The following is a 19,174-nucleotide window of genomic DNA, read 5'->3' as shown; positions in this document are numbered from 1 at the left end:
CAGAGGCGGTAACGAATACGGAAAAGCCGCGGCGTACTGGATTCCCCGCTTTCGCGGGGAATGACGACCATTATTGTTGCGACAGCGTCCCCTCACCCCGACTTCCCCAAATGCTCAAGCGCATCCTCAGCCCGCAACGGCACGCGTGACGCCTCGTTGTTCAGATCGACGAGCTGCACCAGGAGCGCCATCAGCGCCTTGCGGTCGGCGGGCTTCAGCGGCTCCAGCATGCGCGCCTGGGCGCGCTCGACGGCGGGGATGATGTCGCGCAGGATCGCGGCGCCGGGCTTGGTCAGGTAGAGCAGCTTGATCCGCTTGTCCTCGGGCGCCGGCTTGCGCTCGATGTAGTCCTTGGCCTGAAGCCGCTCGATCACGCTGCCGAGCGTGGAGCGGTCGAAGGCGATCACCGCCGACAGCCGCGTCGCATCGATGCCGGGGTGGGTGTGAATCGCGATCAGCGCCGCATATTGCACCGGCGTGAGGTCAAAGCTTCGGCACTCCTCCATGAATATCGAGACCGCGATCTGTTGCATGCGCCGGAACAGATAGCCCGGCGCGGCATAGACCGCGTCCATCGTGATCGGAGGGGCGGGCTTACTCGGCATCGGGCTGCTTCTCCGGCGCGGCATTGGCGAACGCCGGCAGCGCCTTCGCCGCGGCTTCCGCCTTGAGCAGGCGCGGATAGGCCGAGACGTCGACGCCGAAGCGGCGCGCATTGCCGAGCTGCGGCACGAGGCAGAGATCGGCGAGCGTCGGCGCATTGCCGAAACAGAACGGACCCGACTCGTCCTTGATCAGCGTTTCGCAGGCCGACAGCCCTTCGCGGTTGACCCAGGCGGCCCATTCCTGGACCTTCTCCTCAGGCAGGCCGAGCTCGCGCAGCCGCACCAGCACCTTCAGGTTCTGGACCGGATGGGTGTCGCAGGCGATCGCCAGCGCGAACGCCCGCACCTTGGCGCGTTGCAGCGGATCCTTCGGCAGCAGCGGCGGGTTCGGATGGGTCTCCTCTAGCCATTCGATGATGGCGACCGACTGGGTCAGCACCGCGCCCGTATCGTTCTCCAACGCCGGTACCAGGCCCTGCGGGTTGACGGCGAGATAGGCGGGCGCGCATTGCTCGCCCTTGCGCAAATGATGCGGCAGATGCTCGGCTCCGAGCCCCTTCAGGTTCAGCGCGATCCGCACCCGATAGGCCGCGCTGGAGCGGAAATAGCCGTGCAGCTTCATCGGAACCCTCCCATGAATTTTCCCGTTCATCATTCGGGGACTCGCGAAGCGAGAACCCGGAATGACACTGCTATATAGGCGCCATTGACGCTACAAAGATTGTCAGTATGCTGTCAATCTAGACAAGAACGACAGGAGGCGCGCCATGGAAGCCGTGACCAAGACGCCGGAACGCGAGGCGTTTTACCGGAAGATCGACGGCGAAAATCTCACCGCGCTCTGGACTGTGATGAGCGACCTGATCACGCCGGAGCCGAAGAGCGCCTGCCGGCCGCACCTCTGGAAGTTCGATGTCATCCGCGACTACATGACCGAGGCCGGCAAGCTGATCACCGCGAAGGAAGCCGAGCGGCGCGTGCTGGTCCTGGAAAATCCCGGCCTGCGCGGCCAGTCGAAGATCACGACGTCGCTCTATGCCGGCGTGCAGATGGTGGTGCCCGGCGACGTCGCGCCGGCCCACCGCCACAGCCAGTCGGCGCTGCGCTTCGTGCTCGAGGGCAAGGGCGCCCACACCGCAGTCGACGGAGAGCGCACCGCGATGGAGCCCGGCGACTTCATCATCACGCCGTCGATGACCTGGCACGACCATTCCAACGAGACCAGCGAGCCGATGTTCTGGCTCGACGGCCTCGACATCCCGCTGGTGCAGTTCTTCGACTGCTCCTTTGCCGAAGGCTCGAACGAAGACCAGCAGAAGATCACGAAACCCGCCGGCGACAGCTTTGCGCGCTATGGCCACAATCTCCTGCCGGTCGACCTGAAGCGGAATTCGAAGACCTCGCCGATCTTCAGCTATCCCTATGCCTACACTCGCGACGCGCTGGAAAAGGCCAAGACGCGCGAAGAGTGGGACGCCTGCCACGGCCTGAAGCTGAAGTTCAGCAATCCCGAGACTGGCGATTTCGCGATGCCGACCATCGGCACCTTCATCCAGCTCCTGCCAAGGGGATTCAAGACCGCGCGCTACCGATCGACCGATGCCACCGTGTTCTGTCCGATCGAAGGGCGCGGCCGCACCCGCATCGGCGAGGCGACGTTCGAATGGGGCCCGCGCGACCTGTTCGTCGTGCCGAGCTGGCACTGGGTCACGCACGAGGCCGACGCCGACGCAGTGCTGTTCAGCTTCTCCGACCGCCCCGTGCAGCAAAAGCTCGACCTGTTCCGCGAGGACCGCGGGAATGCGTGAGGCGGGCCCCCGATGTCACATTCGGTGTCGTCCCGACGCGCTTGGCTAGCTACTTCCACCCCACCACCAGCGCATCGACGATCGTCACGCCCTGCCCCTCGGCGTGCACGAGCACCGGGTTGAGCTCGAGCTCCGCTATCTCGTTCGCATGTCGCGCCGCGAGCACGGAGACGTCGGCAATGAGCTGCGCCAGTGCCGCGACATCTGCCTTTGCCGCTCCGCGAAAGCCATTCAGGAGCGGTGCGGCCTTCAGGCTCGCCAGCATCGCGCCGGCCTCCTCCGCGCTCACCGGCGCCGGGCGATAGACGATGTCGCGGAACAGCGCGGTGGTGATGCCGCCGAGCCCTACCATCACCATCGGACCGAACGTCTTGTCCGTCATCGTGCCGACGATGATCTCGATACCCTTCTTCGCCATCGGCCCGACCAGCACGCCCTGAATCTCGGCTTCGGGTCGGTGCTTGCGCGCATTGCCGAGCAGCGCCTCGAACGCCAGGAATACTTCGCCCTTGGTCGTGATGTTGACCCGCACGCCGCCGACCTCGCTCTTGTGCGCGATATCAGGCGACTGAATCTTCATCACCAGCGGGAAGCCGACGCGCGCGATCGCCTGGTCGAGCGCAACCTTGTCGCTCACCAGCACCTCATCCGGCAGCTCAATTCCCGCGGCACGGAGCAGCGCCTTGCTGTCGGCTTCGGACAGAACCGGCGATTTCAAATGCACGGAGAGATCGCGCGCCGGCAGCCGCATCTCATCCGCAGGCTTCGGCAGCCTGAAGCGGGCATGATCGACGAGTTGCCGCATCGCGACCCCGACATGGGTGAGGCCGGAGAGCACGACCGCGCCGGATTTCGCAAGCTCGCGCCGGGCGAAGTCCGAGGGCAGCGTGTATGAATAAAACACCACCGGCTTGTGCTGCGCGGTTAGCACGGGCTTCAGCTCAGCTTCCTTGAACGGCATCCGCACCTCGCTCGACAGCGACAGCACGACCAGGATCGCGTCGACCTCGGCTGAGGCCGTGAGCAGATCGACGCTCTTTTGAAGACCGCCTGAAGTCACGCCCTGCGCGGTGACGTCGATCGGGTTGCGCGCAGTGCCGTAGGATGGCATCAGCGCCCTGATCCCGGCCTGGATGGACTCGGAGAGCTCAGGCACTTGCAAGCCGTGCAAAGCCACTGCATCCGCGCCCCAGATGCCGGCGCCGCCGGAGACGGTGACGACCGCGACGCGATCGCCCTTCGGCAGCGGGTTGCTTGCAAGCACCGCCGCGATGGTCAGGGCCTCGTCGAGATCGTTGGAGACGATGAAACCGTATCTGGCGAACACCGCATCATAGGCCGCCGACCAGCCGGCCATGCTGGCGGTGTGCGAGGCGGCCGCACGCATCCCCGCGCCGGAGCGGCCGACCTTGGTGACGATGACCGGCTTTTTCATCTCCGCGGCGCGACGCGCGGCGGCAAGGAATTTGTCGACGTCGCGGATGCCCTCGATGAACAGCAGGATCACGTCGGTCGAGGCATCCTGCACCAGGTAGTCCAGGAACTCGCCGGCGCCGAGATCGGATTCGTTGCCGGCGCTGACGACATAGCTTACGGCAACGCCGAGCGCCTTGGCGCGGTGATAGTAGGCAAAGCCGACGCCGCCGCTCTGTGCGACGATGCCGATCCGCTTTTGCGTGGCAACGAGCGGAACGACGCCCGGCTTGACGTCGACTGCCGGGCTGAAGGTCGCCGCCACCCGCTGCACCTGGCTGAAAAAGCCCTCGGCGTTCGGACCGGAAATCCGCATGCCGGTGCGCTTGGCCAAGGCCGCGATCGCGTCCTGCATCGCGGCGCTGTCGCCGCCCTCCTCGGCAAAGCCCGAGGAGATGATGACCGCATTCTTCACGCCGGCGCTAGCGCATTGCTCGAGCGCGGCGAGCACTGCGCGGGCGGGAATGATGATGATTGCAAGATCGATCGGCGCACCGACCTCGGCGATCGATTTGTAGCAGGCGAGCCCGTCGATCTCGGCGTAGTTCGGGTTCACCGGATAGATCTTTCCGGGATACTCGTTCTTGCGCAGCATCGCGAGCAGCCGCCCCGGTATCTTCTCATGATCGCGCGAAGCCCCGATCAGCGCGATGCTTGCCGGCGCGAAGAAGCTATCGAGCGGATGCGGCATGTGGCATTTCCCCTTCTTGTTTTTGTGAGCCCTTCCGCACTCAGCTCAATCCGTCATCCTGAGATGCGAGTTGTTTGCGGCTCGCGTTCCCACATCGTCATTGCGAGCGCAGCGAAGCAATCCAGGAATCTGTCCGCGGATTCATGTCTGGATTGCTACGCTGCGCTCGCAATGACGGAGTTTAGGCCGCGACGTAGCTCTTTCAATTCAGGTCTGAAGCGGCAGCCAAAGTTTCGCATCCTCGCAGCGTGACGGGTTACGATCAAGGGATCAACTGACGCGGAACGTCACCCCGCCCAGCAGAAACTCATTGCCCGCCACCGCGTGTCCCTTCGTCTTGGCAGCATGAAGCACGCTTGCGACGTCGCTGACGCGAAACTCCAGCGCGCTCATGATCTCGCCTGCGCCCCTCACGAAACGGAAGCTGGCATTGGGCAGCGTCAACTCATCTACGCCCCCCTCAGCCTTGCCAGGTGCGACGCCGACGATCTTGCCCCAATGTTCGGCCAGACTTTGCGGATCCGGGCTCTGCATCTCCACGCCCGTCAGCGCCCGCGTCACATCCTTGCGAATGAACTTCTGCCAATCCGGTCCCGCCGGCGGATACGGACCCAAGATGTCGTCGCTGCCTTCGGTGTGGTTGAACTCGATGAAGGCGGCGCGGCAGTCGCGCGGGTGGAGCTGCACGCCATGATAGGGCGCGTGATCGATCACGTTCGCCGTGCGCACGCCCATGGCATTCGCATTGCGGCCGCGCTCGTCCGGATCGTTGCAGCAGAAGATCGCCATGTAGCCGCCGCGGCCGGCGGTTTTCGCGATGAAGCGGCCGGCCGCGGTGCCGTCCCTGAACGGTGCCACCACCTCGAGCAGGATCGTATCGACCGGGAGCAACGCATTCTCCAAGCCGTATTTTGCGACATTGCCATCGCGATAGCAGACGGCGAGGCCCATGATCGCGGCGATATCGGAGATCACCGGCCCGAGCTGCGGCGCGACCAGGCAGATCTGCCGGAGCCGCATATAGGCCGCCATCGTCACGCGCCCTTGAACGCAGGCTTGCGCTTCTCGACGAAGGCCCTGGCGGCCTCCTTGTGATCCTCAGTGTCGCCGCAGCGGGTGTGATGGATCGCCTCGCCGTCGAAGCAATCCTCCAGCGCCAGATGCTCGGCATTGTTGATATTGCGCTTGATGTAGCCGAGTGCGATCGACGGTCCCTGCGCCAGCGACAGCGCGAGCTCGTGCGCTGCGGCATCGATCTCGGCATCCGGCACGACCTTGGTCACCAGGCCGATCGCATGCGCCTCCCTGGCACTCAGCACCGGCGACGTCAGATAAAGCTCGCGGGCCCGCGCGCCGCCGAGAAGCTGGGTCAGGAAATAGGTGCCGCCGTAGTCGCCCGAGAAGCCGACCTTGGCGAAGGCGGTCGTGATCTTGCAGGACTCGGAGGCGACGCGCAGATCGCAGGACAGCGCCATCGAAAGACCGGCGCCGGCCGCAGCACCGTCGAGCTGCGCCACCACGGGCTTTGGCATCTGATGCAGGATGCGCGAAACTTCCATGCCGCGGCGCAGGTTGGCGAGCTTGGTCTCGAACGGCAGCGGCGCGCGTCCCTCCGCCATCGACTTGACGTCGCCACCGACACAGAAGCTGCCGCCGGCGCCCTTGAACAGCACCGCGCGCACCTCCGGATCGTCAGCCGCGCGCCGCGCGGCTTCGACCAGGCCGCGCACCATGTCCGGGTTGAGCGCGTTTTTGCGCTCGGGGCGGTTCATGGTGATGGTGAGCAGTCCGCCTTCGAGCTTTTGCAGGACCATGTCGTTGCTCATGGAACGTTTCCCTTGTTGTTGTTTGATCGGACCATGTCCACACCGTCATTGCGAGCGCGGCGAAGCAATCCAGATATGCATCCGCGGAAAGATTCTGGATTGCTTCGTCGCTACGCTCCTCGCAATGACGGTGCCGGTTCCGTCATTGCGGGGCGCGCCCCTTGGCGCGAGCGCCCCGGAATGATGCTTCGCGTCACTTCTTTACCAGCGGGCAGCGCGACTGCTCCAGCGACTGGAACGCCTCGTTGCCGGGCACGGTAGCGAGCAGCTTGTAGTCGTCCCAGCGGCCCTTGGATTCCGACGGCTTCTTCACCTCGAACAGATACATGTCGTGGGTCATGCGGCCGTCCTCGCGAATCTTGCCGTTCTTGGCAAAGAAGTCGTTGATCGGCGTCTCCTTCATCACCTTCATGACGGCCGCGGAGTCCGTCGTGCCGGCCGCCTTCACGGCTTTCAGGTAATGCGTGACGGACGAATAGACGCCGGCCTGCGCCGAGGTCGGCGGCCGCTTCACACGCTCCTGGAAGCGCTTCGAAAACGCGCGCGTGTCGTCGTTGAGGTCCCAATAGAAGGCCTCTGCCAGCAGCAGGCCCTGCGCCGTCTCCAGTCCGATGGAATCGATATCGGTGACGAAGGCGAGCAGCGGCGAGATCTTTTGACCGCCCTTGGTGATGCCGAACTCGGCCGCCTGCTTGATGGCGTTGACCGTATCGCCGCCGGCATTCGCCAGCCCGATCACCTTGGCCTTGGAGGCCTGCGCCTGCAGCAGGAAGGAGGAGAAGTCCGACGTGTTGAGCGGATGGCGGACATTGCCAAGCACCTTGCCGCCGGTCTTGGTCACGACATTGCTGGTGTCCTTTTCCAGATCCTGGCCGAAGGCGTAATCGGCGGTGAGAAAGAACCACGTATCGAGGCCCGATTTCACGGCGGCGAGGCCCGTCACATTAGCCTGAGCGTACGTGTCGAACACATAATGCACGGTGTAGGGGCCGCAGGCCTCGTTGGTAAGGCGGATCGAACCGGGACCGTTGAAGATGATGATCTTGTTGCGCGCTTTCGCGATCTCGCCGGCGGCGAGCGCGGTTGCGGAGGCCGCGACGTCATAGATCATCTCGACGCCCTGGTTGTCGAGCATGTCGCGGGCGATGTTGGCGGCAAGGTCGGCCTTGTTGAGATGGTCGGCCGCCAGCACCTGGATCTTGCGGCCCAGCACCTCGCCGCCAAAATCTTCCACCGCCATCTTGGCCGCGGTCTCGCTGCCGGGACCGGTGATGTCCGCATACAGGCTTGACATGTCGAGGATGCCGCCGATCTTGAGCGGCGGCTTGTCCTGGGCCTGCGCGGCGCTCGCGCTCACGGCAAATGCGGCCGCAAAAATGCCGGACAAAATTCGCTTCATCAAAATCCTCCCTTGATCGCCTTACTCTGACGGCGGCTTGGTTATTGCTCTTGGTTATCGGTATTGCCGCAATCATGCCGCATGCGCGAGAGCGCAGCAAGCGGGGCCGCGATGCGAGCCACGCGATCAACGCGCGTTTTCCGCAAAACGGAATGGCGCGATCGGCGAATGTGTTTCCACATTCGTCATTGCGAGCGAACCGAAGCAATCCAGAATCCTTCCGCGGAGACAGTCTGGATTGCTTCGCTTCGCTCGCAATGACGGAGAATGAGGCGATGCCGGAGCAAAGTCGCAACAGTTGTAGCGTGGGCAAAGGTGCGCTCTTCGCACGCCGTGCCCACCAGTCCGTTTCGCTCGGCAAAGTGGTGGGCACGCTTCGCTTTGCCCTCCCTACGGCTTTGAGTTAAGAGAGACATACAACGCAACCTCTCCGGGCAACGTGAAGCGACCGCTTACTCTCATCGCCGCAGCAGCGCTCCTCATCGGATCGCACGACATCGTGCTCGCGGCGGCTTGCCAATTCGAGTCTCAAGGCGAGGGACGCGTCGCTGCGATCACCGATGCACGCAGCCTGCGTCTCGATGATGGCCGCGAGGTGCGTCTCGCCGGCATCGAGCCGACGGCCACGACGCAGCAGGCGCTGACGGCGCTGCTCGTCGGCCGCGACGTATCGCTTTACGGCAGCGACGACACGCCCGATCGTTACGGGCGGCAGCCCGCGCTTGTCTTCATCCGGGATAGCGCAACGTCGGCACAGGCTCTCCTGCTCGCCCAAGGCCAGGCGGTCGTCTCGGCCGAGATCGCGGACAAGGACTGCGCGGCCACCCTGATGGCCGCCGAAACCGAGGCGCGGCGCCAAAAAAGGGCAACTGGGCTGCCCCGTTGGCCATAAAAAACGCGGAAAGTCCGGACGATATTTTGGCCGGGATTGGGCGCTTCATGGTGGTCGAGGGCAGAGTCCGGTCGGTCCGGCAAGCTGGGGCAATGACATACCTCAACTTCTCCCGGAACTGGACACGTGGCTTTGCCGTGACTATTTCAAGGCGGATCGTACCGGCCTTTGAGAGCGCCGGGATCGCTCTTAAGTCTCTGGAGAATCGACAGATTCGAGTCCGAGGCTGGGTCGAGGGGAATACGGGGCCTCGGATTGACGTACGCCTCGTGGGACAGGTTGAGTTGCTGGACACAAGCGCGCCGGCAGGGGTAAGGCCGTAAAGGCCAGGCACGGGTTAAGCGACGTGAATGGGGTGCTAGAACGGCACGGAAAGGGTGATGGCCGCCGCCTTCGGGCTGCGCCGGCTACCCTATGCCTTTTGCTCGGCACGACCCTCGCCGGCTGCGGCGATATGGGGCGGTTCCAGGCCGCCGCACCGGCGCCGACGGTCGCGTTGCCCAAGCCGAAGCCGGCCGTCGCGCAAACGCCGGCGACCGAAAAGGAACACGAGCGCATCCTGGCGAGCTATGGCGGCACCTACGACGATCCGCGGCTGGAGTCGCTGGTCACCAAGACCGTCGAGCGGCTCGTCGCGGCCTCCGATCGCCCCGACCAGGGCTACAAAGTCACCATCCTCAATTCCGGCGCGGTGAACGCGTTCGCCTTGCCGAACGGACAGCTTTACGTCACGCGCGGCCTGCTGGCGCTGGCCAGCGACACCTCTGAATTGTCCTCTGTGCTCAGCCACGAGATGGCGCATGTGCTGTCGAAGCACGCCGCGATGCGCGAGGACCAGGCCCGCCAAGCCGCGATCGTCACCCGCGTCGTCACCGACATGAGCAACGATCCCGAGCTCACCGCGCTTGCGCTCGCCAAGACCAAGCTCACCATGGCGAGCTTCTCGCGCAACCAGGAGATCGAGGCGGACGGCATCGGGGTGGGCATTTCCGCCCGCGCGCATTTCGACCCCTATGGCGCGGCGCGCTTCCTCGCCGCGATGGAGCGCAATGCCGAGCTCAAGGCGGGCAAGAATTCGCTCGATCCGCGCGCGCAGGATTTCACCTCGTCGCATCCGGCCACCCCGGAGCGGGTGCAGAATGCGCAGACGATCGCCCGGCAATACGGCGCGCCCGAAGGCGGCGAGCGCGACCGCGAGAGCTACCTCGCCGCGATCGACAACCTCGTCTATGGCGAGGATCCCAGCGAAGGCTTTGTCCGCGGCCGCCGCTTCCTGCATCCAAAACTCGGCTTCACCTTCCAGGCGCCGGACAATTTTACGCTCGACAACACTGCGCAGGCTGTGATCGGCGTGCGCGAAGGCGGCTCGCAGGCGATGCGTTTCGACGTCGTGCGCGTTCCGGCCGAGCAGTCGCTCGGCGATTATCTCAACTCCGGCTGGATGGAAGGCGTCGAGAAGGCCTCGACCGAGGATATCACCATCAACGGCCTTCCGGCCGCGTCCGCCACCGCCAAGGGCGACCAGTGGCAGTTCAAGGTCTATGCACTGCGCTTCGGCAGCGACGTCTACCGCTTCATCTTCGCTACAAGGCAGAAGACGACCGAGAGCGAGCGCAATGCGCGCGAGACCGTCAATTCATTCCGCCGCCTGACGCTCGAGGAGATCCAGGCCGCGCGGCCCCTGCGCATCAAGGTGATCACCGTGCAGCCTGGCGACACCGTCGAATCGCTCTCTCATCGCATGGCGGGCGTCGATCACCCGACCGAGCGCTTCCGCGTGCTGAACGGCCTCGATGCGCATGCGCAGGTGAAGGTGCGCGACCGCGTCAAGATCGTGGTGGATTGACGCGCGTCAGCTTCTCGTAGGGTGAGCGAAGCGAAGCGTGCCCACCACTTTGACCGCAATGACGGGAAGATAGTGGGCACGGCGCTACGCGCCTTTGCCCGCTCTACGACGCCACAAACTCAATCGTCGTCTCGGCGAAGGTCGGAACGACGGCTGAGCAAGATCAGCCGCCTGCGCACCAACCAACCGCCCAAAGACTGCTTAGCGCCCCGCATCCATATCCCCCGCCTCGCGCTGGCCGCTGAGCCACAGCGCGACGAGGGTCCACAGCGCGCCCGAGAGCAGATAGGCGCCCGAAGCAATGACGCCCAGATTGGTGGCGAGCAGAAGGGCGGCGAGCGGGGCGAAGCCGGCGCCGAACAGCCAAGCCATGTCCGAGGTGAGCGCCGAGGCCGTGTAGCGGTACATCTGCTTGAAATTCGAGGCGATCGCGCCCGAGGACTGGCCGAAGGACAGGCCGAGCAGGATGAAACCGATCACCATGTAGATGGTCTCGCCGAAGGCGCCGGCGTCGAGAAGCTGCGGAGCGAAGCCGCTATAGACCGCGATCGCGATCGCCGAACCCATCAGCAGCGACTTGCGGCCGACCCGGTCGGCGATGATGCCCGAGACCACGATCGCGGCGACCCCGAACACGGCGGCGACGATCTCGATGATCAAGAAGCGCACCGGGCTTTCACGCGTGAACAGAAACACCCAGGACAGCGGAAACACCGTGACCATGTGGAACAGCGCGAAGCTCGCCAGCGGCGCGAATGCGCCGAGCATGATGTTGTGGCCTTCGCGCGCGACGGTGTCGGAGATGCGGGCCGGCTGCAATTCGCGGGTCTCGAACAGCGAGGCATACTCCTCCGTCGCTACCATGCGCAGGCGGGCGAACAGCGCCACGACGTTGATGGCGAAGGCGACGAAGAACGGATAGCGCCAGCCCCAGTCGAAGAAATCGTCCGCCGACAGATTACCGGCGAAATAGGCGAACAGGGCGCTTGCCACGATCAGCCCGAGCGGCGCCCCGAGCTGCGGCACCATCGCGTACCAGCCGCGCTTCGATGCCGGCGCGTTCAGCGCGAGCAGCGAGGCAAGGCCGTCCCACGCACCACCCCACGCCAGACCCTGGGCCGCGCGCGCCATCGCCAGGAGCCAGATCGCCGAGGCTCCGATCTCGTGATAGCCGGGCAGGAACGCGATCGCGACGGTGGCGGTGCCGAGCACGAACAGCGCGGTGACCAGCTTGGCCGTCTTGCCGTATTGCCGGTCGATCGTCATGAATATGACGGTGCCGAGCGGCCGCGCCATGAAGGCGAGCGCGAAAATGGCGAAGGAATAAAGCGTGCCGGTCAGCTCGCTCGCGAACGGGAAGACCAGACGGGGAAACACGATCACCGAGGCGATCGCGTAGACGAAGAAGTCGAAGAATTCCGAGGTGCGGCCGATGATGACGCCGATGGCGATCTCGCCGGGGCTGGCCTGGTCGTGGCCATGCTCGCCCGAGTGGAGGTCTGCCATTGCGGGGGTGTGTGCCGTCGCCATCGTGCGCCCTTAACGTCCTGAAAATCAAAGCCGACCACCCGGCGGGCGCCGGGCAACCTGCCCCTCTCTGAACCAACCTCCCGCACCGCAACATTGGACAAATTGTCCAATGTCCGGATTGTTGCGCCGCAGCTACCCGTTGGCCCCGCAAGGGAAACTCATTCTAGAAGGCTCGGCCCGTGTCTCGTCTCAAGATCCTGGCGCTACTACCTTTGGCAGTTGCGCTCAGCGGCTGCAACTACATCGTGCTGGCGCCAGCCGGCGATATCGCTGCCCAGCAGCGCGACCTCGTCATCATCTCCACCGTCCTGATGCTCCTGATCGTTCTGCCCGTCATGGCGCTGACGGTGCTGTTCGCCTGGCGCTACCGCCAGTCCAACAAGTCGGCGCGCTACGAGCCGGATTGGGACCACTCGACCAAGCTCGAGCTAGTGATCTGGTCGGCGCCGCTTCTGATCATCGTGTGCCTCGGCGCGCTGACCTGGATGGGCACGCACCTGCTCGACCCCTATCGCACGCTCGGCCGCATCAACGCGGAGCGCGCCGTGGACCAGGCCAAGGCCCCGCTCGAGGTCGACGTCGTCGCGCTCGACTGGAAATGGCTGTTCATCTATCCGGACTACGGCGTCGCCACCGTCAACGAGCTGGCTGCTCCCGTCGATCGCGCGATCAATTTCCGCATCACTGCATCCTCGGTGATGAACTCGTTCTACATCCCCGCGCTCGCCGGCCAGATCTACGCGATGCCAGGCATGGAGACCAAGCTCCACGCCGTGGTGAACCACGCCGGCACCTATAAGGGCTTTTCGGCGAACTACAGCGGCGCCGGCTTTTCCGGCATGCACTTCGCCTTCCACGGTCTCGACGACAAGGCCTTCGACGCCTGGATCGCCAGCGCCAAGTCGGCCGGCGGTTCGCTCGGTCGCGCGGAATATCTTCAGCTCGAGAAGCCGAGCCAGAACGAGCCGGTGCGGCGTTACGGCAGTGTCGATGCCGATCTCTACCGCCTGATCCTCAACATGTGCGTCGAGACCGGCAAGATGTGCCAGAGCGAGATGATGGCGATCGATGCCAAGGGCGGCCTCGGCCATGAGGGCCTGAACAACACCCTGCCGCTCGCCTACGACAAATACGCCCGCCGCGGCACCGCGCTTGGCGGCGAGCCGACCTTCGTCGCCGGCACCTGCACGCCCGATGCGCCGCAGGGCCAGACCACCGCGTCGATCAAGGCGCCGAGCGACGCCACGCCGCTGCTCGGTGCCGGCCTGAAGCGCCCGAGCTTCACGCCGCTCAAATCTTCGTCCTTCTTCCTCGGACAACGTCCGAAGTCAGACTCCTAACGAGAGCTCGCATGTCTCCTGATCTCATCAAGCTCATCTTCGGCCGGCTCAGCATCGAATCGTTGCCGCTGCACGAGCCGATCGTCGTCGGCACCTTCGTGGTGGTCGCGCTCGGCGGCATCACGCTGCTCGGCGGTCTCACCTATTTCCGGCTCTGGGGCTATCTCTGGCGCGAGTGGTTCACCACCGTCGACCACAAGCGCATCGGCATCATGTACATGATCCTCGGCATCGTGATGCTGCTGCGCGGCTTTGCCGACGCACTCATGATGCGCGGCCAGCAGGCGCTCGCGTTCGGCGGCTCGGAAGGCTATCTCAACGCCCACCATTACGACCAGGTCTTCACCGCCCACGGCGTGATCATGATCTTCTTCGTGGCGATGCCGCTGGTCACCGGCCTGATGAACTACGTCGTCCCGCTGCAAATCGGCGCCCGCGACGTGTCGTTCCCGTTCCTGAATAATTTCAGCTTCTGGATGACGGTCGGCGGCGCGGTGCTGGTGATGGCTTCGCTGTTCATCGGCGAATTCGCCCGCACCGGCTGGCTCGCTTATCCGCCGCTGTCGAACATCGGCTACAGCCCTGACGTCGGCGTCGACTACTACATATGGGCGCTGCAGGTCGCCGGCGTCGGCACGACCTTATCCGGCATCAACCTGATCTGCACCATCGTCAAGCTGCGGGCCCCGGGCATGACCATGATGCGGATGCCTGTCTTCACCTGGACCTCGCTCTGCACGAACGTGCTGATCGTCGCCTCGTTCCCGGTTCTGACCGTCGTGCTCGCGCTGCTCTCGCTCGATCGCTACGTCGGCACCAACTTCTTCACCAACGACTTCGGCGGCAGCCCGATGATGTACGTGAACCTGATCTGGATCTGGGGCCATCCCGAGGTCTACATCCTGGTTCTCCCCGCGTTCGGTATCTTCTCCGAGGTGACCTCGACCTTCTCGGGCAAGCGGCTGTTCGGCTACACCTCGATGGTCTACGCCACGGTGGTCATCACCATCCTGTCGTACCTGGTCTGGCTGCACCACTTCTTCACCATGGGGTCGGGCGCCAGCGTCAACTCCTTCTTCGGCATCACCACGATGATCATCTCGATCCCGACGGGAGCGAAGATGTTCAACTGGCTGTTCACGATGTATCGCGGCCGCATCCGCTTCGAGCTGCCGATGATGTGGACGATCGCCTTCATGCTGACCTTCGTGATCGGCGGCATGACCGGCGTGCTGCTCGCAGTGCCGCCGGCCGACTTCGTTCTGCACAACAGCCTGTTCCTGATTGCGCACTTCCACAACGTGATCATCGGCGGCGTGGTGTTCGGCGCCTTCGCCGGCATCGGCTACTGGTTCCCGAAGGCGTTCGGCTTCAAGCTCGATCCGTTCTGGGGCAAGCTGTCGTTCTGGTTCTGGGTCACCGGCTTCTACCTCGCCTTCATGCCGCTCTACGTGCTGGGCCTGATGGGCGTGACGCGGCGCCTGCGCGTGTTCGACGATCCGTCCCTGCAGATCTGGTTCATCATCGCCGCGATCGGCGCCGGCCTCGTCTTCCTCGGCATCATCTGCATGCTGGTGCAGTTCGCGGTCAGCTTCCTCCGGCGAGAGCAGCTCAAGGACGTCACCGGCGATCCCTGGGATGCGCGCACGCTGGAATGGGCGACCTCCTCGCCTCCGCCGGCCTACAACTTCGCCTTCACGCCCGTCGTTCACGACAATGACGCGTGGTGGGACATGAAGAAGCGCGGCTACCAGCGGCCGCTCACCGGCTTCAAGCCGATCCACATGCCGAGCAACACCGGCACCGGCATCATCCTCGCCGGCTTTGCGACTGCGATGGGATTCGGTCTAATCTGGTACATGTGGTGGCTGGCCGCCGCGAGCTTCATCGCGATGCTCGCCGTCGGCATCGGTCACACCTTCAACTATCACCGCGACTTCGACATCCCGGCCGATGAGGTCGTCCGGACCGAGGACGCGCGCACCCAACTGCTCGCCGGAGCCAAGTCATGACGATCGCTGTCAAACCCACCCAAACGGGCGAGCCGCTGTTCTACCTCGCCGACGAGCATCCGCATCCGGAAGGATGGAGCACCGCGCTCGGCTTCTGGATCTATCTGATGAGCGACTGTCTCATCTTTGCGATCCTGTTCGCCACCTTCGGCGTGCTCGGCGCCAACTACGCCGCCGGCCCGGCGCCGAAGGACCTGTTCGACCTGTCGCTGGTCGCGGTGAACACCTCGATGCTGCTGCTGTCGTCGATCACCTATGGCTTTGCCATGCTGACGATGCAGCAGAACCGCATCGGCCAGACGCAGATGTGGCTCGCCATCACCGGCCTGTTCGGCGCCGCCTTCATCGGCATCGAGCTCACCGAGTTCGCCCACATGATCCATGAGGGCGCGACGCCCCAGCGCAGCGCCTTCCTCTCCGCCTTCTTCACCCTGGTCGGCACCCACGGCCTGCACGTCACCTGCGGCCTGATCTGGCTGGTGACCTTGATGGTGCAGGTCTGGAAGTTCGGCCTGATCGAGGCCAACCGCCGTCGCCTGATGTGCCTGTCGATGTTCTGGCACTTCCTCGACGTGGTCTGGATCGGCGTCTTCACCTTCGTCTATCTCCTGGGAGTGCTGCGATGACCACCGACACCCACGCCACGGCTGCAGACCATCACCACCACGACGACCACGCGCACGGATCGCTCTCGACCTATCTGCTCGGCTTCGTGCTCTCGGTCGTGCTCACCGCGATCCCGTTCTGGCTGGTGATGAGCGGCGTGCTTCCCAGCAAGCAGATCACCGCGCTGGTCATCATGGCCTTCGCCGTGGTGCAGATCGTCGTGCACATGATCTACTTCCTGCACATGAACACGACCTCCGAGAACGGCTGGAGCATGATGGCGCTGATCTTCACCATCGTCATGGTCGTGATCGCGCTGTCCGGCTCGCTGTGGGTCATGAACCACCTCAACAGCAACATGATGCCGATCCACGAGATGAGCGGGATGAAGTGAGCAAGGCGGGGACCGTGAGCGACATGGAAAACGGGACGCGCGGCAAGACCGCGCGCCCCGCCTTGTGGCTTACGGTCCCCGCGCTCGCCGCGTTCGCGCTCCTGATCGCACTCGGCGTCTGGCAGATCGAGCGCCGCGCCTGGAAGCTGGCGCTGATCGACCGCGTCGAGCAGCGCGTCCACGCCGCGGCCCAGCCGATTCCTTCGCCTGCGGCCTGGCCCACGGTCTCCGCGGCAAATGACGAATACCGGCACGTCGCCGTGACAGGCCGCTTCCTGCACGACCGGGAAACGCTGGTTCAGGCCGTCACCGAGGAAGGCGCCGGCTATTGGGTGCTCACGCCGCTCCGGCGCGAGGACGGCACGCTGGTCCTGATCAATCGCGGCTTCGTGCCAGCCGAGCGGCGCGACGCATCGACGCGGCAGGACGGCAATCCGGAAAGCACCGTCGAGATCACCGGCTTGTTACGCATGACGGAGCCGAAAGGCGGGTTCCTGAGGAATAACGATCCCGTCCACGACCGCTGGTATTCGCGGGACGTTGCTGCAATCGCAGCGGCTCGCGGCATGCACGATGTTGCCCCCTTCTTCATCGATGCTGATGCGGCGCCGCGCGCAGGCGGAGGTCCAATCGGCGGATTGACCGTGATCCGCTTTCCCAATAACCACCTGATCTACGCGCTGACGTGGTTTGCCCTGGCCTTCATGCTGGCCGGTAAATTTTACGTCACATTCGGCGGCGGGCTGTTCCGCCGCACGCGCTTCGTCCACGAACCGGCCGGCGGCCCTGATGCCTCCGCCCGCAGGACGGGATCAGATGCTGGAACGATCGTCGAGCCAACCTGACGACGGGAAGACGCTTCCCCAGACGCCTGCCCATGGTGAGCTGGCCGTCACGCTGCAACCGCAGTCGGACGCGCGCAGCGGGCTGACCGGCGCCTCGCCGACAGACGACGAGACCAACCGCAAGAACATGGCGCTGCTGATCCAGCTCCGCTGGACCGCGGTGGTCGGCCAGGTCGTGACCATCGGTGCCGTGCATTTCGGGCTCGGCATTCCCTTGCCGCTGGAGCGGATGGGCGCGGTGATCGGTGCGCTGGTCCTGCTCAACGTCTCGAGCCTTGTCTGGGTGCGTCATCGCGCGGCGGTTACCAACAACGAGCTGCTGGTTGCTCTTATGCTCGACGTCGCTGCGCTGACCGCGCAGCTTTACCTCAGCGGCGGCGCGACCAATCCCTTCACCTCGCTGTTCCTGCTCCAGGTGACGCTGGGAGCGGTGCTGCTCGATGCCCGCTCGACCTGGTCGCTGGTCGCGCTGACCTGTGCGAGCTTCGTCTGGCTGACGGTGGCCTACCGGCCGCTCGAGCTGCCGCCCAATCCGCTCAGCGAGACCTATACCCTCACTGTTGCCGGCATGCTGCTCGGCTTCGTCCTCAATGCCGTGCTGCTGGTCGTGTTCGTGACCCGCATCAACAGGAACCTGCGCGAGCGCGACGCGCATCTGGCCGCGCTGCGCCAGCATGCGGCCGAGCAGGATCACATCGTCCGCATGGGCCTGCTCGCCTCCGGCGCCGCTCACGAGCTCGGCACGCCGCTCGCCTCGCTCTCGGTCATCCTCAGCGACTGGCGCCGCATGCCGGATCTCGCCGCCGATCGCGAGCTCGCCGAGGATCTCGCCGAGATGGAAACCTCGCTGCAACGCTGCAAGACCATCGTGACCGGCATCCTGGTCTCCGCAGGCGAGGCGCGCGGCGAAGGATCGTCGCCGACCACGGTGACGGCGTTCCTCACCGACATGGTCGAGGAGTGGCGCAATGCGCGCTCGGCGCGGACGCTGTATTTCGTCAACACGTTCGGCGAGGACGTCGCGATCGTCTCCGACGTGGCGCTGAAGCAGGTGATCTTCAACGTGCTAGACAACGCCTATGAGGTCTCGCGCGACTGGGTCGAGCTGCTCGCCGAGCGCGAGGACGACAAGCTTGTGCTGTCGGTCAGCGACCGCGGCCCCGGCTTCGCGCCCGAAATGCTGGCGCAACTCGGAAAGCCCTACCAATCGAGCAAGGGGCGCGCCGGCGGCGGGCTCGGCCTGTTCCTGGTCGTGAACGTCGTGCGCAAGCTGGGAGGCAGCGTGACCGCCGAGAACCACAGGAAGCGCGGTGCCACCGTCCGCCTCACGCTGCCGCTTGCAACGCTCGCAATCGGAGGCGGCTTTGACGCCTGACCGCTCGCTCATCGTCGTCGAGGACGATGCCGGCTTTGCCCGCACGCTCAAGCGCTCCTTCGAGCGGCGCGGCTATGAGGTCGTGCTGGCTGCATCGATCGAAGAGGTCCGGAAGGTTCTGGAGGAGCGCTCCTTCGGCTACGCCGTGGTCGATCTCAAGCTCGGCGGTGCCTCCGGCCTTGCCTGCGTCGAGCTGTTGCACAGCCACGATCCGGAGATGCTGATCGTCGTGCTGACCGGCTTTGCCAGCATCGCCACCGCGGTCGAAGCCATCAAGCTGGGCGCCTGTCACTATCTGGCAAAGCCTTCCAACACCGACGATATCGAGGCGGCCTTCCACAAGGCCGAAGGCAACGCCGAGGTCGCGCTCGATACGCGACCGACCTCGATCAAGACGCTGGAATGGGAGCGCATCCATCAGACGCTGATCGAGACGGATTTCAATATCTCGGAAGCAGCAAGACGGCTGGGCATGCACCGGCGCACCTTGGCGCGGAAGCTCGAGAAGCGGCCGGTGAAGTAAGGCTCGTCG

At 64.6% G+C, this 19,174-nt stretch carries 17 protein-coding genes and 1 pseudogene; 11 read left to right on the top strand and 7 right to left on the bottom strand.

What is annotated here, in order from left to right; translation table 11 throughout:
* Positions 1-92 precede the first annotated feature (92 nt).
* Positions 93-605, bottom strand: coding sequence for a MarR family winged helix-turn-helix transcriptional regulator (locus MTR72_RS35395; protein ID WP_280967889.1), 513 nt, complete (start codon positions 603-605; stop codon positions 93-95).
* The gene (maiA, locus tag MTR72_RS35390) at positions 595-1,227 is read right to left on the bottom strand and encodes a maleylacetoacetate isomerase (protein WP_280967888.1); all 633 of its coding nucleotides are present in this window, start codon (positions 1,225-1,227) and stop codon (positions 595-597) included. The genes MTR72_RS35395 and maiA overlap by 11 nt, the downstream gene beginning before the upstream one ends.
* 145 nt (positions 1,228-1,372) lie before the next feature.
* Here maiA and gtdA point away from each other — a divergent pair, with 145 nt between their 5' ends.
* Entirely contained in the window at positions 1,373-2,413 is a 1,041-nt protein-coding gene (gene gtdA / locus MTR72_RS35385; RefSeq protein WP_280967887.1) for a gentisate 1,2-dioxygenase, read from the top strand.
* Between the two features lie 49 nt (positions 2,414-2,462).
* On the opposite strand, the gene MTR72_RS35380 is transcribed toward gtdA, so the two are convergent.
* The 4 genes from MTR72_RS35380 to MTR72_RS35365 all read right to left on the bottom strand — a co-directional run bounded on the left by MTR72_RS35380 (position 2,463) and on the right by MTR72_RS35365 (position 7,802).
* Positions 2,463-4,577 carry an acetate--CoA ligase family protein gene (locus MTR72_RS35380; RefSeq protein WP_280967886.1) on the bottom strand — a complete coding sequence of 705 codons (2,115 nt, stop codon included), beginning with the start codon at positions 4,575-4,577 and terminating at the stop codon, positions 2,463-2,465.
* Between the two features lie 270 nt (positions 4,578-4,847).
* Positions 4,848-5,609: a hypothetical protein gene (locus tag MTR72_RS35375; protein WP_280967885.1), complete on the bottom strand. Its 762-nt coding sequence runs from the start codon at positions 5,607-5,609 to the stop codon at positions 4,848-4,850.
* 2 nt (positions 5,610-5,611) lie between these two features.
* Positions 5,612-6,403 (bottom strand): enoyl-CoA hydratase, encoded by a 792-nt coding sequence (locus MTR72_RS35370; RefSeq protein ID WP_280967884.1) that lies wholly within the window; start codon positions 6,401-6,403, stop codon positions 5,612-5,614.
* 193 nt (positions 6,404-6,596) lie between these two features.
* Positions 6,597-7,802 carry an ABC transporter substrate-binding protein gene (locus MTR72_RS35365; protein WP_280967883.1) on the bottom strand — a complete coding sequence of 402 codons (1,206 nt, stop codon included), beginning with the start codon at positions 7,800-7,802 and terminating at the stop codon, positions 6,597-6,599.
* A 50-nt stretch (positions 7,803-7,852) separates the two neighbouring features.
* Here MTR72_RS35365 and MTR72_RS35360 point away from each other — a divergent pair, with 50 nt between their 5' ends.
* The 3 genes and pseudogenes from MTR72_RS35360 to MTR72_RS35350 all read left to right on the top strand — a co-directional run bounded on the left by MTR72_RS35360 (position 7,853) and on the right by MTR72_RS35350 (position 10,540).
* Entirely contained in the window at positions 7,853-8,209 is a 357-nt protein-coding gene (locus MTR72_RS35360; RefSeq protein WP_280967882.1) for a hypothetical protein, read from the top strand.
* A gap of 32 nt (positions 8,210-8,241) precedes the next feature.
* Positions 8,242-9,017, top strand: a pseudogene (locus tag MTR72_RS35355) (thermonuclease family protein).
* Between the two features lie 131 nt (positions 9,018-9,148).
* Entirely contained in the window at positions 9,149-10,540 is a 1,392-nt protein-coding gene (locus MTR72_RS35350; RefSeq protein ID WP_280971178.1) for a M48 family metalloprotease, read from the top strand.
* A 201-nt stretch (positions 10,541-10,741) separates the two neighbouring features.
* On the opposite strand, the gene MTR72_RS35345 is transcribed toward MTR72_RS35350, so the two are convergent.
* Positions 10,742-12,070, bottom strand: a complete 1,329-nt coding sequence (locus tag MTR72_RS35345; RefSeq protein WP_280967880.1) for an MFS transporter — start codon at positions 12,068-12,070, stop codon at positions 10,742-10,744.
* A 179-nt stretch (positions 12,071-12,249) separates the two neighbouring features.
* Between MTR72_RS35345 and cyoA the strand changes: the two genes are divergently transcribed.
* From cyoA to MTR72_RS35310, 7 genes are read left to right on the top strand one after another with little or no spacing between them, the layout of a single operon-like run.
* Positions 12,250-13,410 (top strand): ubiquinol oxidase subunit II, encoded by a 1,161-nt coding sequence (gene cyoA, locus MTR72_RS35340; protein ID WP_280967879.1) that lies wholly within the window; start codon positions 12,250-12,252, stop codon positions 13,408-13,410.
* An 11-nt stretch (positions 13,411-13,421) separates the two neighbouring features.
* On the top strand, positions 13,422-15,422 hold the full coding sequence (gene cyoB / locus MTR72_RS35335; protein ID WP_280967878.1) for a cytochrome o ubiquinol oxidase subunit I: 2,001 nt from the start codon (positions 13,422-13,424) through the stop codon (positions 15,420-15,422).
* Positions 15,419-16,048 (top strand): cytochrome o ubiquinol oxidase subunit III, encoded by a 630-nt coding sequence (gene cyoC, locus MTR72_RS35330; RefSeq protein WP_280967877.1) that lies wholly within the window; start codon positions 15,419-15,421, stop codon positions 16,046-16,048. Before cyoB ends, cyoC begins: the two co-directional genes overlap by 4 nt.
* Positions 16,045-16,422: a cytochrome o ubiquinol oxidase subunit IV gene (gene cyoD / locus MTR72_RS35325; RefSeq protein WP_280967876.1), complete on the top strand. Its 378-nt coding sequence runs from the start codon at positions 16,045-16,047 to the stop codon at positions 16,420-16,422. Before cyoC ends, cyoD begins: the two co-directional genes overlap by 4 nt.
* 23 nt (positions 16,423-16,445) lie before the next feature.
* Positions 16,446-17,267: an SURF1 family protein gene (locus MTR72_RS35320; protein ID WP_445819671.1), complete on the top strand. Its 822-nt coding sequence runs from the start codon at positions 16,446-16,448 to the stop codon at positions 17,265-17,267.
* The gene (locus MTR72_RS35315; protein ID WP_280967874.1) at positions 17,239-18,642 is read left to right on the top strand and encodes an ATP-binding protein; all 1,404 of its coding nucleotides are present in this window, start codon (positions 17,239-17,241) and stop codon (positions 18,640-18,642) included. Before MTR72_RS35320 ends, MTR72_RS35315 begins: the two co-directional genes overlap by 29 nt.
* Positions 18,632-19,165, top strand: coding sequence for a response regulator transcription factor (locus MTR72_RS35310; protein ID WP_280967873.1), 534 nt, complete (start codon positions 18,632-18,634; stop codon positions 19,163-19,165). Before MTR72_RS35315 ends, MTR72_RS35310 begins: the two co-directional genes overlap by 11 nt.
* The last annotated feature ends 9 nt before the right edge of the window (positions 19,166-19,174 follow it).

Origin of the sequence: Bradyrhizobium sp. ISRA442 (assembly GCF_038085055.1) — a bacterium.
GTDB lineage: Bacteria > Pseudomonadota > Alphaproteobacteria > Rhizobiales > Xanthobacteraceae > Bradyrhizobium.
Note: the sequence above shows the minus strand (reverse complement) of the source record. Positions and strands in the feature narration are given on the sequence as shown.

Bases quoted from the DNA above. Each gene is read 5' to 3' on its own strand.
- cyoC (WP_280967877.1), top strand. From the start codon at position 15,419: ATGACGATCGCTGTCAAACCCACCCAAACGGGCGAGCCGCTGTTCTAC.
- MTR72_RS35375 (WP_280967885.1), bottom strand. From the start codon at position 5,609: ATGGCGGCCTATATGCGGCTCCGGCAGATCTGCCTGGTCGCGCCGCAG.
- MTR72_RS35345 (WP_280967880.1), bottom strand. From the start codon at position 12,070: ATGGCGACGGCACACACCCCCGCAATGGCAGACCTCCACTCGGGCGAG.
- MTR72_RS35380 (WP_280967886.1), bottom strand. From the start codon at position 4,577: ATGCCGCATCCGCTCGATAGCTTCTTCGCGCCGGCAAGCATCGCGCTG.
- gtdA (WP_280967887.1), top strand. From the start codon at position 1,373: ATGGAAGCCGTGACCAAGACGCCGGAACGCGAGGCGTTTTACCGGAAG.
- MTR72_RS35350 (WP_280971178.1), top strand. From the start codon at position 9,149: ATGGGGCGGTTCCAGGCCGCCGCACCGGCGCCGACGGTCGCGTTGCCC.
- maiA (WP_280967888.1), bottom strand. From the start codon at position 1,227: ATGAAGCTGCACGGCTATTTCCGCTCCAGCGCGGCCTATCGGGTGCGG.
- cyoD (WP_280967876.1), top strand. From the start codon at position 16,045: ATGACCACCGACACCCACGCCACGGCTGCAGACCATCACCACCACGAC.
- MTR72_RS35370 (WP_280967884.1), bottom strand. From the start codon at position 6,403: ATGAGCAACGACATGGTCCTGCAAAAGCTCGAAGGCGGACTGCTCACC.
- MTR72_RS35365 (WP_280967883.1), bottom strand. From the start codon at position 7,802: ATGAAGCGAATTTTGTCCGGCATTTTTGCGGCCGCATTTGCCGTGAGC.
- cyoB (WP_280967878.1), top strand. From the start codon at position 13,422: ATGTCTCCTGATCTCATCAAGCTCATCTTCGGCCGGCTCAGCATCGAA.
- MTR72_RS35395 (WP_280967889.1), bottom strand. From the start codon at position 605: ATGCCGAGTAAGCCCGCCCCTCCGATCACGATGGACGCGGTCTATGCC.
- MTR72_RS35315 (WP_280967874.1), top strand. From the start codon at position 17,239: ATGCTGGAACGATCGTCGAGCCAACCTGACGACGGGAAGACGCTTCCC.
- MTR72_RS35320 (WP_445819671.1), top strand. From the start codon at position 16,446: ATGGAAAACGGGACGCGCGGCAAGACCGCGCGCCCCGCCTTGTGGCTT.